Source organism: Rhabdothermincola salaria (genome assembly GCF_021246445.1).
Taxonomy (GTDB): Bacteria; Actinomycetota; Acidimicrobiia; order Acidimicrobiales; family Acidimicrobilacustridaceae; genus Rhabdothermincola_A; species Rhabdothermincola_A salaria.
The window spans coordinates 242,237-255,186 of the sequence record NZ_JAJQXW010000003.1 but is presented as its reverse complement, the minus strand read 5'-3'; the positions used below and the strand labels follow the sequence as shown (position 1 = coordinate 255,186).

General features: G+C 70.2%; 16 protein-coding genes. 12 read left to right on the top strand and 4 right to left on the bottom strand.

Going from position 1 to position 12,950, the window contains the following annotated elements:
* Window positions 1–121: 121 nt before the first annotated feature.
* From LUW87_RS14450 to LUW87_RS14400, 11 genes are all read left to right on the top strand, one after another.
* A complete protein-coding gene (locus tag LUW87_RS14450) occupies window positions 122–331 on the top strand; it encodes an AtpZ/AtpI family protein (protein WP_232671897.1) in 210 nt (69 codons plus the stop codon).
* Entirely contained in the window at window positions 331–792 is a 462-nt protein-coding gene (locus tag LUW87_RS14445) for an ATP synthase subunit I (protein ID WP_232671896.1), read from the top strand. The genes LUW87_RS14450 and LUW87_RS14445 overlap by 1 nt, the downstream gene beginning before the upstream one ends.
* Window positions 789–1,550 (top strand): F0F1 ATP synthase subunit A, encoded by a 762-nt coding sequence (atpB, locus tag LUW87_RS14440; RefSeq protein ID WP_232671895.1) that lies wholly within the window; start codon window positions 789–791, stop codon window positions 1,548–1,550. The genes LUW87_RS14445 and atpB overlap by 4 nt, the downstream gene beginning before the upstream one ends.
* 91 nt (window positions 1,551–1,641) lie before the next feature.
* Window positions 1,642–1,914 (top strand): ATP synthase F0 subunit C, encoded by a 273-nt coding sequence (atpE, locus tag LUW87_RS14435; protein WP_249420388.1) that lies wholly within the window; start codon window positions 1,642–1,644, stop codon window positions 1,912–1,914.
* A gap of 108 nt (window positions 1,915–2,022) precedes the next feature.
* The gene (atpF, locus tag LUW87_RS14430) at window positions 2,023–2,583 is read left to right on the top strand and encodes a F0F1 ATP synthase subunit B (protein WP_232671894.1); all 561 of its coding nucleotides are present in this window, start codon (window positions 2,023–2,025) and stop codon (window positions 2,581–2,583) included.
* A gap of 24 nt (window positions 2,584–2,607) precedes the next feature.
* Complete coding sequence (gene atpF, locus LUW87_RS14425; RefSeq protein WP_232671893.1) at window positions 2,608–3,144, top strand: F0F1 ATP synthase subunit B; 537 nt, start codon at window positions 2,608–2,610, stop codon at window positions 3,142–3,144.
* Complete coding sequence (gene atpH, locus LUW87_RS14420) at window positions 3,141–3,665, top strand: ATP synthase F1 subunit delta (protein ID WP_232671892.1); 525 nt, start codon at window positions 3,141–3,143, stop codon at window positions 3,663–3,665. The genes atpF (LUW87_RS14425) and atpH overlap by 4 nt, the downstream gene beginning before the upstream one ends.
* A gap of 20 nt (window positions 3,666–3,685) precedes the next feature.
* Window positions 3,686–5,323, top strand: coding sequence for a F0F1 ATP synthase subunit alpha (atpA, locus tag LUW87_RS14415; RefSeq protein WP_232671891.1), 1,638 nt, complete (start codon window positions 3,686–3,688; stop codon window positions 5,321–5,323).
* Window positions 5,324–5,326: 3 nt separating this feature from the next.
* Window positions 5,327–6,307: a F0F1 ATP synthase subunit gamma gene (locus LUW87_RS14410; protein WP_232671890.1), complete on the top strand. Its 981-nt coding sequence runs from the start codon at window positions 5,327–5,329 to the stop codon at window positions 6,305–6,307.
* Between the two features lie 31 nt (window positions 6,308–6,338).
* Window positions 6,339–7,775 (top strand): F0F1 ATP synthase subunit beta, encoded by a 1,437-nt coding sequence (gene atpD, locus LUW87_RS14405; RefSeq protein WP_249420387.1) that lies wholly within the window; start codon window positions 6,339–6,341, stop codon window positions 7,773–7,775.
* Window positions 7,775–8,173, top strand: a complete 399-nt coding sequence (locus LUW87_RS14400; protein ID WP_232671889.1) for a F0F1 ATP synthase subunit epsilon — start codon at window positions 7,775–7,777, stop codon at window positions 8,171–8,173. The genes atpD and LUW87_RS14400 overlap by 1 nt, the downstream gene beginning before the upstream one ends.
* Before the next feature lie 84 nt (window positions 8,174–8,257).
* Here the strand turns inward: LUW87_RS14400 and LUW87_RS14395 are convergent, their stop codons facing one another.
* Window positions 8,258–9,082: a polyphosphate kinase 2 family protein gene (locus LUW87_RS14395; protein WP_232671888.1), complete on the bottom strand. Its 825-nt coding sequence runs from the start codon at window positions 9,080–9,082 to the stop codon at window positions 8,258–8,260.
* Between the two features lie 67 nt (window positions 9,083–9,149).
* On the opposite strand from LUW87_RS14395, the gene LUW87_RS14390 reads away from it, so the two are divergent.
* Window positions 9,150–10,088, top strand: coding sequence for a GNAT family N-acetyltransferase (locus LUW87_RS14390; protein ID WP_232671887.1), 939 nt, complete (start codon window positions 9,150–9,152; stop codon window positions 10,086–10,088).
* A 4-nt stretch (window positions 10,089–10,092) separates the two neighbouring features.
* On the opposite strand, the gene LUW87_RS14385 is transcribed toward LUW87_RS14390, so the two are convergent.
* The 3 genes from LUW87_RS14385 to LUW87_RS14375 form a co-directional block, all read right to left on the bottom strand.
* Window positions 10,093–10,839 carry an SDR family oxidoreductase gene (locus tag LUW87_RS14385; RefSeq protein ID WP_232671886.1) on the bottom strand — a complete coding sequence of 249 codons (747 nt, stop codon included), beginning with the start codon at window positions 10,837–10,839 and terminating at the stop codon, window positions 10,093–10,095.
* Complete coding sequence (locus tag LUW87_RS14380; protein WP_232671885.1) at window positions 10,839–11,396, bottom strand: hypothetical protein; 558 nt, start codon at window positions 11,394–11,396, stop codon at window positions 10,839–10,841. The genes LUW87_RS14385 and LUW87_RS14380 overlap by 1 nt, the downstream gene beginning before the upstream one ends.
* Before the next feature lie 198 nt (window positions 11,397–11,594).
* Window positions 11,595–12,911, bottom strand: a complete 1,317-nt coding sequence (locus LUW87_RS14375; RefSeq protein WP_232671884.1) for a ferredoxin reductase family protein — start codon at window positions 12,909–12,911, stop codon at window positions 11,595–11,597.
* Window positions 12,912–12,950: the final 39 nt, after the last annotated feature.

Sequence of the window (12,950 nt, the reverse complement as noted above, 5' to 3'; positions counted from 1 at the left end):
TTCACAAGCCCCCGGGAACGCTTCGGGGGACCCAGCCAGCCCGCCGGTGGATCGCACCGGCGGCGACGAACGACAGGTCACGTCGGTGGACGTTTCGCAACGGCGCGAAGTCTCACAACACATGTACAAGCAGGCCGGTGGCTGGGAGCTCGCTCTCTCGCCGGTGCTCCTCGCGCTCGTGGGCTACGGGCTCGATCGCCTCTTCGGCATCGTCCCGCTGCTCACCGTCGTTTTCGCCGTGGTGGGCCTGGCCGGCGCCGTGACCAAGCTCTACTTCGGCTACCGCACCGAGATGGAAGCCCACGAGGCGGCCGGACCGTGGGCCAAGTGATGCTCGAGCAGCCCGCCTCCGCGGTCGACGGGCCGGCCCCCGAAGGGGTCATCGCCCGCGACATGCTGAAGCGGGCGGCCATGGTGGGCCCAGCGCTGGTGCTCGTGTTCGGCCTCATCTGGGGTCTCGACGGTGCCGTGTCCACCCTCTACGGGCTGGCGATCGTGCTGGTGAACTTCACCCTGGCCGCCGCCATGCTCTCCTACGCGGCCCGCATCTCCCCGGCGCTGCTCATGTTCGCCGCGCTGTTCGGTTTCCTGATCCGCCTCACGCTCGTGTTCGCCGCCGTCTGGTTCGTGGTCGACGCGTCGTGGGTCGACCTGGTGCCGCTCGGCATCACCATCATCATCACCCACCTCGGCCTCTTGCTCTGGGAGACCCGCTACGTCTCGGCGTCGCTGGCCTTCCCCGGCCTCAAGCCCGGGCCCAGCCCCGCCTCGAAGGAGTCGTCCGCCCCGTGATCCTCGGACTCGAGTTTCCGACCATCGAACAGCTCGTCGAGTGGCCCAACGCCTTCGGTGACGGTCAGTGGTACGCCTTCAACAAGATCGCGCTGATCAACCTGATCGCCCTGGCGGCCACGACGATCTTCTTCCTGCTGGCCCGCAAGGGTGCGATGGTGCCACGAGGCGTGCAGAACCTGGCGGAGTCGTCGGTCGCGTTCATCCGTGACGGCATCATCATGCAGACGGTGGGCCCCGACGGCATCCGCTACCTGCCCTACCTCGCCAGCCTCTTCTTCTTCATCTTCATCGGCAACCTGTTCGAGGTCATCCCGTTCTTCCACATGCCGGCCAACGCCCGCATGGCCGGGCCGGCCTTCCTGGCCCTGCTCACCCTCGTCTTCTTCGTCGCCGTGGGCGTCAAGCACCAGGGCCCCAAGTACTTCTGGAACGCCGTGGCACCCCCTGGTGTGCCCAAGGCCCTGTACATCCTCGTGGTGCCCATCGAGATCCTCTCGACGTTCCTGGTGCGGCCCTTCTCGCTGGCCGTCCGTCTCTTCGCCAACCTGCTCGCCGGCCACATCCTGCTGGTCACCTTCAGCGTGCTCTGCATCACGCTGTTCTCGGCCACGCTGCTGGCGGTCGTGCTGCCCTTCTCCTTCGCCATGCTGGTCGGCCTCGTCGGCTTCGAGATCATGGTGGCGTTCCTGCAGGCCTACATCTTCACCATCCTCGCCTCCGTGTACATCGGCGGCGCCATGCACCCCGACCACTGATCGAAGATCCGGGCGTCCGCCCGGGTCGTCAACCCGTGTCGTCATCGGCCCACCCGGTGGCGCAACCCCGACAACAGGAGACCCACCACCAATGAGCATCCTTGCGCAGGCCGAAGCCGTCGTCTACGAGGCCGGCGACGCCCAGAACATCTCCGCTGCCGGGCAGGCCGGTCTCGCCTACGGCCTCGCCACCCTCGGCCCGGGCATCGGCATCGGCTACCTGGTCGGCCAGTCCGTGCAGGCCATGGCCCGCCAGCCCGAGGCCGCCGGCATGGTGCGCACCACCATGTTCCTCGGCATCGCCTTCACCGAGGCCCTGGCCCTCATCGGCTTCGTCGTCTTCATCCTCCTCAAGTTCGTCTGATCCGTCGGGGTTGCGCACCGGCCGCCTCACGGGGCGGCCGGTGACCCACCCGACGCGACGACGTCCTCGTCCGATCCCTTCCAACCCGCACACGCAAGGAGACCCTGAGTGGTCCTGCTGAGCACGGTCCTCGCCGCCGCCGCCGAAGCTGGTGACGCGGTCGCCGAGGAGACCAAGAACCCGATCCTGCCCGAGATCAGCGAGATGTTCTGGGCGGCGCTCTTCTTCCTCGCGCTGTGGGCGCTCATGAAGTTCGTCCTGCTCCCGCCGATCCTGCGCACCATGAACGATCGCGACGCCAAGGTCCGCGACGACCACCAGGCCGCCGAGCGCGCCGAGGTCGAACGGGTCACCAAGCTCGAGCAGTACGAGGCCGGCCTGGCCGGTGCCCGAGCCGAAGCCGTCCGCCTCATCGAGGACGGCCGGGCCGAGGGCGAGGCGCAGCGGCGCGAAGCCGTGGCCGCCGCCGAGGCCGACGTGGCCGCCCAACGAGCCGCCGCCGCCGAGGAGATCGCCGCGGCCAAGGCCCGGGCTCGGGCCGAGCTCTCCGGCAGCCTGGCCGACATGGCTGTCGGCGCCGCCGAGGCCGTCGTGCAAAAGCCCATCGACCGCGCTGCGCAGACGCAGGTGGTCGAGGACTACGTCAACCGCGCCGGCGCGCAGAACTAGCGCCGGACCCGACAGGAGACGCACATGTTGACCCGAATGGTCATCGCTGCCGCAGATGCGGAGAACGGCTTCATCCTCCCCCACAAGATCGAAGAGGTCTTCTGGGGTTCCCTCGCCTTCTTCATCGTGGTGGGCCTCATCGTCTGGAAGGGCGGTCCGGCCATCAAGACGATGTGGAACGATCGCATCGACCGGATCCGCACCGACCTCGAGACCGCCGAGACCGCCCGGACCAGCGCCGAGGCCAAGCTCACCCAGGTCGAGGCCAGCATCGCGGATGCCGACAACGAGCGGGCCCGCATCCTCGCCGAGGCCACCGAGACGGCCCAGGCCGTCAAGGCCCAGCTCATCGAGCGGGCGTCGACCGACGCCGCCGAGGTCCGCGCCCGGGGCGGCGCCGACATCGAGTCGTCCAAGGCCCAGGCCACCAGCGACCTGCAGTCCGAGATCGGCGTACTGGCCCTCGGTGCCGCCGAGGCCGTCGTGGTCAACACCCTCGACGACGCCACCCGCAGCGAGCTCATCGACGGCTACATCACCCGGGTGGGGGCCCAGTCATGAGCGACCGCATCGACTACTACGCCCAGGCGTTCCACAACATCCTCCTGGCCGAGGGCAGCAGCAACGAGGTCACCGACGAGCTGTTCCGCTTCGCTCGCATCCTCGAAGGCAACGACGAGCTGCGCACCACCCTCTCGGACGTCCACCTCCCGGTGGAGCGGCGCCAGCAGATCGTCGAGGACCTCCTCGGCGGCAAGGCCACCCCCACCACCACCGCCCTGGTCGCCCTCACGGTGGCCACCGGTCGGGTCCACAGCCTCACCGACATCGTCGGTCGGCTGCTCGACCGCACCGCGGCCACCGACAGCCGGGTCATCGCCCAGGTCCGCTCGGCGGTCCCCCTCACCGAGGACCAGAAGGCCCGCCTGGCCGAGGCGCTCGCCAAGAGCATCGGCAAGGAGGTCGACATCGTGGTGATCATCGACCCCGAGGTCCTCGGTGGCCTCGTCACCCAGATCGGCGACACGGTCATCGACGGCTCCGTGCGCCAGCGCTTGTCCCAGCTCCGTGAGTCGTTCTGAACGCTTCGAAGGAAGACGCAATGGCTGAACTGACCATCAACACCGGCGACATCGCCGCCGCCCTCCAGAAGAACCTGGCTGGCTTCACTCCCTCGCTCGAGGCCACCCAGGTCGGGCGGGTCCTCGAGGTCGGTGACGGCATCGCCCGCGTCTCGGGCCTGCCCGACGTGGGCGTCAACGAGCTGCTCGAGTTCGAGGGCGGCACCGTGGGCCTCGCCTTGAACCTCGACGAGGACTCCATCGGTGCGGTGGTGCTCGGCGACGCCGAGTCCGCGGCCGGCGTGGAGGAAGGCGCCGCCGTCAAGGCCACCGGCCGCATCCTCTCGGTGCCCGTCGGTGACGCCCTGCTGGGCCGGGTCGTCAACGCCCTCGGTGTGCCGATCGACGGCAAGGGCCCCATCGTCGGCGCCCAGATGCGCCGCATGGAGGTGCAGGCCCCCGGCATCACCGGGCGCAAGCCGGTGCACGAGCCGCTGCAGACCGGCATCAAGTCCATCGACGCCATGACCCCCATCGGTCGAGGCCAGCGCGAGCTCGTCATCGGCGACCGCAAGACCGGCAAGACCACGGTGTGCGTCGACACGATCCTCAACCAGAAGGGTCTGGGGGTGAAGTGCATCTACGTCGCCATCGGCCAGAAGGCGTCCACCGTCGCCCAGACGGTGAACACCCTCACCGAGCACGGCGCCATGGACTACACCGTCGTGGTGGTGGCCCCGGCCTCCGACCCCGCCCCCTTCAAGTACCTCGCCCCCTACGGCGGCTGCGCCATCGGCCAGCACTGGATGGACAACGGCGAGCACAGCCTCATCGTCTACGACGACCTGTCCAAGCAGGCCGAGGCCTACCGTCAGCTCTCACTGCTGCTGCGTCGCCCGCCGGGCCGTGAGGCCTATCCCGGCGACGTGTTCTACCTGCACAGCCGCCTGCTCGAGCGTGCCGCCAAGCTCTCCGACGACCTCGGGGCCGGTTCGATGACCGCCCTGCCGGTCATCGAGACCAAGGCCGGCGACGTCTCGGCCTACATCCCCACCAACGTGATCTCCATCACCGACGGCCAGGTGTACCTCCAGGACGACCTGTTCAAGGCCGGTGTGCGGCCCGCCGTCGACGTGGGCATCTCGGTGTCCCGCGTGGGCAGCGCCGCCCAGATCAAGGCCATGAAGAAGGTGTCCGGCACCCTCAAGCTCGACCTGGCCCAGTTCCGCGAGCTGGAGGCGTTCGCCACCTTCGGTTCCGAGCTCGACAAGATCTCGGCCGCCCAGCTCGAGCGGGGCTACCGCCTCACCGAGCTGCTCAAGCAGGGCCTCAACTCGCCGATGCCGGTCGAGGAGCAGGTGGTCGTCATCCACGCCGGCACCACCGGCTACCTCGACGACATCCCCGTCGCCGACGTCAAGCGGTTCGAAGCCGACCTCCTCGACTTCATGCGGGGACGCTACGGCGCCCTGCTCGACGACATCCGCACCACGGGCGACATGCCCGCCGGCCTCGACGACGCCGTCGCCGCCTTCAAGGCCGAGTTCGCCGCCAGCACCCCCGGCGGCGGCACCATCCCCGACGCCGAGGACCAGGGCGAGGCCGAGCTGGCCCGAGCCGGCGGACTCGCCGAAGCCACGCTGCCCGAGACCGAGGTCCGGCGCGAGGAAGAGGCCTGATCCATGGCAGGAGGCCAGGAGCGGATCCTTCGCCGGCGCATCAAGAGCGTCGAGTCCACCAAGAAGATCACGCGCGCCATGGAGCTGATCGCCGCCACCCGAGTGGTGAAGGCCCAGGACCGGGCAGCGGCCTCGCGCCCCTACGCCGAGGAGATCACCGCGGTCATCCTCGACCTCGTCCGCGCCGGGGCTGCTCGGGAGAGCACCCTGTTGCAGTCCTACGACGATGCTCGCACGTCGGCGCTCGTGGTGATCACCTCCGACCGTGGGCTCTGCGGCGCCTACAACTCCACGGTGATCCGCAACGCGGAGCGTGAGATCCTCGACCGTCGGGCCGACGGGCTCGACTACGCCCTGTACGTGGTGGGCAAGAAGGCGCAGTCGTACTTCAACTACCGCGGCTACAAGATCGAGGAGAGCTTCCTCGGCGTCACCGACCAGCCCGACTACGAGCAGGCCCGTGCCATCGCCGAGGCGGTGCGCCAGCGCTTCGAGGCGGGCGAGTTCCGTGAGGTCGACCTGGTCTACTGGCGCTTCCTCTCGGCGGGCACCCAGGAGCCGGTCATCCGCCGCTTCCTGCCGTTGCAGGTCGACGACGGCGGCGACGCCGACGGCGAGCCCACCAGCGACCTCGAGTACGAGCCGAACCCCACGGTCATCCTCGACGAGCTGCTCCCGCGCTACATCGAGTCGCGCATCTACTCGGCCCTGCTCGACGCCTCGGCCTCCGAGCACGCCGCCCGGCAGCGGGCCATGAAGGCTGCCACCGACAACGCCGAAGAGCTCAAGATCACCCTCGCCCGGGTGATGAACCGAGCCCGCCAGGACGCCATCACCACCGAGATCATGGAGATCGTGGGCGGCGCCGAAGCCCTCAAGGGCGACAAGGCCACGAGCGAAGAGCTCCTGCCGTCGCTGCTGAACCCCGCCCACATCTTCCCCGACCACCTCGACCGGCTCGACCAGTCGGTGTCGGGCCACTGAGTCCGACGCGAGTACAGGAGACACCACGCCGATGACCGTCACCGAGAACGCCACCCCCCTGAAGGAAGGCCGCGTCGTCGCCATCGCCGGCCCCGTGGTCGACGTCGAGTTCCCTCGCGGCTCCCTTCCCGAGATCAACACCGCCCTCGAGCTCGACCTCACCATCGAAGGCGGCACCGTCACGGTGGTGGCCGAGGTGGCCCAGCAGATCGGCGACAGCCGGGTGCGGGTGGTCACCATGAAGCCCACCGACGGCCTCACCCGCGGCACCCCGGTGCGCAACACCGGGCGCGGCATCACGGTGCCCGTCGGCGACGCCGTGCTCGGCCACGTGTTCAACGTGATCGGCGAGCCCCTCGACTCCCCGCTGACCGACGCCAACGTCGAGCGCTGGGAGATCCACCGCGAGCCGCCGGCGTTCGACACCCTCGAGCCCAAGGCCACCCTGTTCCCCACGGGCATCAAGGTCATCGACCTGCTCACGCCCTACCTCGCCGGCGGCAAGATCGGCCTGTTCGGCGGCGCCGGCGTGGGCAAGACGGTGCTCATCCAGGAGATGATCAACCGGGTCGCCTCCCAGCACGGTGGTGTGTCGGTCTTCGCTGGAGTGGGCGAGCGCACCCGTGAGGGCACCGACCTCTGGCTGGAGATGGAGGAGTCCGGGGTCATCGACAAGACCGCCCTGGTCTACGGCCAGATGGACGAGCCGCCCGGCGTGCGCCTGCGCGTCGCCCTGTCGGCGCTCACCATGGCCGAGTACTTCCGCGACGTGCAGAACCAGGACGTGCTGCTCTTCGTCGACAACATCTTCCGGTTCGTGCAGGCCGGGTCCGAGGTGTCCACCCTCCTCGGCCGTATGCCGTCCGCGGTGGGCTACCAGCCCACCCTGGCCGACGAGATGGGCGAGCTGCAGGAGCGCATCACGTCGACCCGAGGTCGTTCCATCACCTCGCTGCAGGCCGTGTACGTGCCCGCCGACGACTACACCGACCCGGCGCCGTTCACCACCTTCACCCACCTCGACGCCACCACCGAGCTCTCCCGCAACATCGCCTCGCTCGGCATCTACCCGGCGGTGGACCCGCTGTCGTCGACCTCCAGCATCCTCTCGCCCGAGAGCGTCGGCCAGCGCCACTACGACGTCGCCCGCCGGGTGCAGGAGGTCCTCCAGCGCTACAAGGAGCTCCAGGACATCATCGCCATCCTCGGCCTCGACGAGCTCTCCGAAGAGGACCGCATCACCGTGAACCGGGCCCGCAAGGTCCAGCGGTTCCTGTCCCAGCCCTTCTTCGTGGCCGAGGTCTTCACCGGCATGCCCGGCATCTTCGTGTCGGTGGAGGACACGGTCGAGTCGTTCGAGCAGCTCGTCAACGGCGACCTCGACGACCTGCCCGAGCAGGCCTTCCTCAACGTCGGCGACGCCGACGGCGCCCGGGCCAAGGCCCGCGAGCTCGAGGCCGGCTCCTGATGCCACTGCACGTCGAACTCGTGTCGCCCGAGCGCACGCTGTTCGCCGGGGACGCCACCATGGTGCGCGCCCGCACGGTCGGCGGTGGCGACATCGCCTTCCTGCCCGGCCACGCGCCGTTCGTGGGGGCACTGGCCACCTGGACCCTCGAGATCGCCCTCGTCGACGGCGGCACCGAGCTGGCGGCCGTGCACGGTGGCTTCATCGAGGTGAGCAACGACCAGGTGAAGATCCTCTCGAACCTCGCCGAGATGGCCAGCGCCATCGACGCCGACCGGGCCCGTCAGGCCAAGGAGCGCCACGAGGCCGCCGTGGCCAAGGGCGAGGACGTCGAGGCCGAAGCCGGCCTGCGTCGGGCCCACGCCCGACTGGTGGCCACCGGCCAGACCGTCGGCTGAGAACCCGTCGGGGCTCCATGCCCCGAACGGGAGCACTGACCAGCGACACGGGGGAGCACCTGCGGGTGCTCCCCCGTGTCGCGTTCAGTCCTCGATGCGGATGTTCTCGATGCCGTCGATGGGATCGGGGTAGCTCATGTCGAGGTCCTCGAGGGCGTTGATGAGGACCTGGGAGACCACCAGGTTGCGGTACCACTTGCGGTCGGAGGGGACGATGTACCAGGGGGCCCCCACGGTGGCGCTGGTGGTGATGGCGTCCTCGTAGGCCGTGGTGTAGTCGTCCCAGTGGGCCCGCTCGCTGATGTCGCCGTGCTCGAACTTCCACTGCTTGGCCGGGTTCTCCAGCCGTTCTTCGAGCCGTTCCTTCTGCTCGGAACGCGAGATGTGCAGGAAGAACTTCACGACGACGGTGCCCTCGTCCACCAGCATCTGCTCGAAGTTGCGGATGTGCTCGAAGCGGGGCCGCCACACGTCGTCGGGCACCATGTCGTGGACGCGGACGATGAGCACGTCCTCGTAGTGGCTGCGGTTGAAGATGGCGATGCGACCGTTGCGGGGAGCGTGGGTGTGGACCCGCCACAAGAAGTCGTGGGCCAGCTCGACCTCGTTGGGCTTCTTGAAGTTGGCGACCTTGACCCCGAGGGGGTTGATGGTCTTGAAGACGTGCTTGATGGTGCCGTCCTTGCCGGACGTGTCCATCCCCTGGAGCACCACCAGCATCTTGTGCTTGCCCTCGGCGTAGAGCAGCTGCTGCAGGTCGGTGAGGCGGAGGTTGAGCTCCTCCAGGCAGGCCTTGGCGTCGGCCTTGCCGCCGTCGAAGCCGTTGGTGGTCTTGGTGGGCCAGTCGGGGAGGTGCAATCTCGTGCCCGGTTGGACCCGGTACTGCTCGGTGTCGATCACGGCGGCCATGGCCCATTCTGCCCTGCCCTGGCGGCAGGGCCGGTGATCGCGGCGACCCGTCGCTACGGTGGCGTCCGTGCCTCGGCTGCGCCTCGGGGTGGCGCTGTTGGTGCCCGCCCCCCTCGACTCGGAGATCGACGGGTTGCGGCGCGCGCTCGGCGACGGCGCCCTCGAGAGGGTTCCTCCCCACCTCACGCTCGTGCCGCCGGTCAACGTGCGGGTCGAGGACCTCCCCGAGGCCCTCGCCGTACTGCGGCAGGCGGCCGCCCGGCACTCGCCGTTCGTGGCGCGCCTCGGACCGCCCACGACCTTCGCCCCCGCCACCGCCACGGTGCACCTCGGCGTGCACGAGGACGAGGGCGGCGAGATCGTGCGCCGACTGCGCGACGACGTGTTCGTCGGTCCCCTCGAGCGGACCTTGACCTTCGGTTTCGAACCCCACGTCACCCTGGCCGACGACGCCCTCGACGATCGCCGGGCGGCCGCCCTCGTCGCCCTGTCCGACTACGTGGTCGAGGTGCCCTTCGACCGGGTCCACCTCCTCCAGGAGCAACGCCACGGCGACGCCCACCGCCGCTGGGTCCCCGTGGCCGATGTGCCCTTCGGCCCGCGCCGTGTCGTGGGGCGGGGTGGGGTGGAGCTCGAGCTGGTCGTCTCGTCTCTCCTCGATCCAGAGGCCGCTGCGTTCGAATCGGGGGAGTGGCCCGACGACGAGCCACACTCGGCGGCCACCGCGGTCCCGGCGGGATGCCGGCCGGTCGTCGTCACCGCCCGGCGGCGAGGCGAGGTGGTGGGCGTGGCCCGCGGCGGGGTCGGCCCCGACCGCCGCGAGCTGTGCTCGGTGCTCGTGGCCCGGGACCAGCGGGCCCAGGGGGTGGCCCGGCAGCTGCTGGCGGCCTTCGGGCACGAGGCGGACCAGGCGTCGGCCGGGGGCGACCTCCACGACGAGCCGGACGGCACGGCCGTCGGAGGTCGGGCGCAGGAGCACGACCGAGGCGACGCCCGCGGCCCCTGACGCCTCAGAGCAGACCCTGTACCGCCCCGCCGTCGACGGGCAGGGCGTGGCCCGTGATGTGACGGGCGTGCTCGCTGCACAAGAACGCGACCACGGCGCCGAAGTCCTCGGGGCGGCCGACCTCGCCCACCGGGACGGTGGCGCCGAGCCCGGCGGTGTCGCCGCCGCGCAGGGCACGGAGGCGATCGGTGTCGTGGAGGCCCGGTAGCACCGAGTTCACGGTGACCCCGTCGGAGGCCACCTCGAGGGCGAGGGTCTTGAGGAAGCCGGTCACCCCGGCCCGGGCCGTGTTGGACAAGATGAGCTCGGCGACGGGTTGGCGCACGGCCACCGACGTGATGGCCACCACCCGCCCCCAACCACGTTGTTGCATCGACGGGACCAGCGCCTTGCACATGGCCACGGTCGACAACAGGTTGAGGTCGAGCGCCGGGGCGTAGGCGTCGAGGTCGGTGCTGGCGAACGTGCCGGGCGGGGGTCCCCCGGCGTTGGGGACGACGATGTCGACCCCGCCGAGGGTCGCCGCCGCATCGAGCGCCCACTGGGTGGCGCCGTCGGGCGTGCCCACGTCGCCGACAACGCCGGTGAGCGCCCCGTCGCTGGCGGCTACGGCGTCTCCGAGGCGCTGCTCGGACCGTCCCCCGACGACGACCCGGGCCCCTTCGGCGGCCAGGGCCCGGGCACAGGCCAGCCCCAGGCCGGAGGACGCCCCGGCCACGACCGCTCGCTTGCCGACGAGTCCCAGGTCCATCAGCCCTCCTCGTGTCGTCGTCGTCGCTCCGCCAGCCGGCGGCCCAGCATGGCGCCTGCCACGCGGGCGGTCGCGTCGACCCTCGGTGGGGTCGCCGCCGGGGTGGCGGGCGCGTTGTCGGCGGAGGCCGTGGGCGTGGTCTCCGCGGGGCTCCCCGGCTCGGTGGCGTGGCCGGGGTCAGGGGCAGCCGAAGGGGTACGGGCCGCCCGGGTGGCGCGCAGCGCCTGGCCCACGACCGCGCCGGCGGCCCGGCCCGTCGCCTCGAAGTCGTGAGGCACCGGCGCGTCGCCCCCGGGCGCGCCACGGTGCTCGCCGGATGTGCCGCGCAGGCCCTCCTGGAAGGTCCGCGACGACGTGACCCCCATGCCGAGCAGGCGGAACGACAGCAGTGCCACGAGCAGGCCGAGCACCGCCGGACGCAGCCAGTCCAGCGGCTGGTCGGGCAGCCCGGTCAGCAGCACCACCAACGCCACGAACACCACCGTGACCAGCACCGAGGACGCGGCGACGAGGAGGAAGAGCCGATCCCGGTGCAGGGGCCGCTCGTAGTGACGCATGACGCCCCGTCGACGACGAGGGCGCGCAGTGTCGGATCGTCGGGCCACGGTGGCACGGTACCCGGCGCCCGGCGTCTCGCCCCTCCGGTCCGGTGCACTCACCGCACGAGGGCGAAGAGCACCGATGCGGCGATCACCACGACGGTGATCGCCACCACCACCCGGGTCGTCAGCTGTGCCCTCATCGCGGACTCTCCCTCATGCGAAGACGAACTCCTCGTTGTGGATCTGTTCGAGGTCCAGACCGAGGGCGAGCAGATCGTGGGTGACCGCGTCCATCATCGGCGCCGGTCCGCAGAGGAAGCACCGCACCCGGTCGGGACGCTCGGGGAGGTTGGGCTCGAGGATCTCGTGGGTGACGAAGCCGGCTTCACCTTCCCAGTCCTCGTCGGGTTCGGCCAGGACGTGCACGACGCGCAGCTCCAGGCGCTGCTCGAGATCGGCGAGCTCGTCGGCGAAGGCCACGTCGTCCCACGTCTGGTTGGCGTAGACGAGGGTCATGCGCCGGCGATCGCCCAGGTCGGCGAGGGTGCGCAGGATGCTCATGATCGGCGTGACGCCGATGCCGCCGGCGACGAACAGGAAGCCGGCGCCTTCGTTGCGGATGGGGGTGAAGACGCCGTAGGGGCCGTCGACGAACACGCGCGTGCCGGGCTGGATCTCGCCGACCGTCGAGGTGAAGTCGCCCGCGGCCTTGATGGTGAACTCCAACAGATCGGGCTCCTCGGCGCTCGACGACATCGAGAAGGGATGCTCGGTGACCCGCAGCGGCGAGCGGCCGACCGTGATCCAGGCGAACTGGCCGGGGTCGAAGCGAAGGCCGTCGTGACCGACGGGACGCAGGCGCAACGACCACACGTCGTCGGCCCGCTCGACGACCTCGTCCACCACCCAGGGGCGACGCCGCATGGCCAGCGGCTTGATCAGACGGATCCAGGCGAGCACACCGAGGATGCCGAGCGACATGACCGCCCACAGCACCTGTCGCCAGGTGCCGGCCACGTAGTGGCCCACCAGCTCCACGTGGAGCAGGGCGGCCACCATGATCACGACGGCGAGCAGGTCGTGGCTGAGCCGCCACACCTCATAGGACAGGCGCAGCTGGAGCCGCCACAGCGAGGTGGCCACGATGGCGAGCAGAGCCAGCACGGAGAGCACGCCGAAGCGGGCCCTCCACGGTGCGTCGAACACGTTGAGCAGGCCCCAGGGGGCGGCGTCGGTGACGAAGAGGATGATGGGATGAGCCAGCACCAGACCCAGCGCCACCATGGAGATCTGGCGATGGAAGCGCAGGACCACGTCGTGGCCGTAGGGGGCGTCCACGCCGTTGGAGCGGGCGCTGACGGCGAACTGCAGTCCGAGCAGGGCCAGCCCGACGAACCCGAAGGCGACCGACAGCTCGGTCCAGAACGCTCGCGCCGGGGGAGGGTCGGCGAGCAGGGCGAAGAGCAGCGGCGCCACGGCCAGGGCCAGGTACAGCGAGATCCAGAGCACTGCCGATGTGATGAGCCGCATGGGCGGCGCCCTCCAACGCCGTTGCGGTGCCTACCCGCG

Coding starts and splice junctions, on each gene's coding strand:
- LUW87_RS14450 (WP_232671897.1), top strand. CDS start 122: ATGTACAAGCAGGCCGGTGGCTGGGAGCTCGCTCTCTCGCCGGTGCTC.
- LUW87_RS14445 (WP_232671896.1), top strand. CDS start 331: ATGCTCGAGCAGCCCGCCTCCGCGGTCGACGGGCCGGCCCCCGAAGGG.
- atpE (WP_249420388.1), top strand. CDS start 1,642: ATGAGCATCCTTGCGCAGGCCGAAGCCGTCGTCTACGAGGCCGGCGAC.
- atpF (WP_232671893.1), top strand. CDS start 2,608: ATGTTGACCCGAATGGTCATCGCTGCCGCAGATGCGGAGAACGGCTTC.
- atpH (WP_232671892.1), top strand. CDS start 3,141: ATGAGCGACCGCATCGACTACTACGCCCAGGCGTTCCACAACATCCTC.
- atpA (WP_232671891.1), top strand. CDS start 3,686: ATGGCTGAACTGACCATCAACACCGGCGACATCGCCGCCGCCCTCCAG.
- LUW87_RS14410 (WP_232671890.1), top strand. CDS start 5,327: ATGGCAGGAGGCCAGGAGCGGATCCTTCGCCGGCGCATCAAGAGCGTC.
- atpD (WP_249420387.1), top strand. CDS start 6,339: ATGACCGTCACCGAGAACGCCACCCCCCTGAAGGAAGGCCGCGTCGTC.
- LUW87_RS14400 (WP_232671889.1), top strand. CDS start 7,775: ATGCCACTGCACGTCGAACTCGTGTCGCCCGAGCGCACGCTGTTCGCC.
- LUW87_RS14395 (WP_232671888.1), bottom strand. CDS start 9,082: ATGGCCGCCGTGATCGACACCGAGCAGTACCGGGTCCAACCGGGCACG.
- LUW87_RS14385 (WP_232671886.1), bottom strand. CDS start 10,839: ATGGACCTGGGACTCGTCGGCAAGCGAGCGGTCGTGGCCGGGGCGTCC.
- LUW87_RS14380 (WP_232671885.1), bottom strand. CDS start 11,396: ATGCGTCACTACGAGCGGCCCCTGCACCGGGATCGGCTCTTCCTCCTC.
- LUW87_RS14375 (WP_232671884.1), bottom strand. CDS start 12,911: ATGCGGCTCATCACATCGGCAGTGCTCTGGATCTCGCTGTACCTGGCC.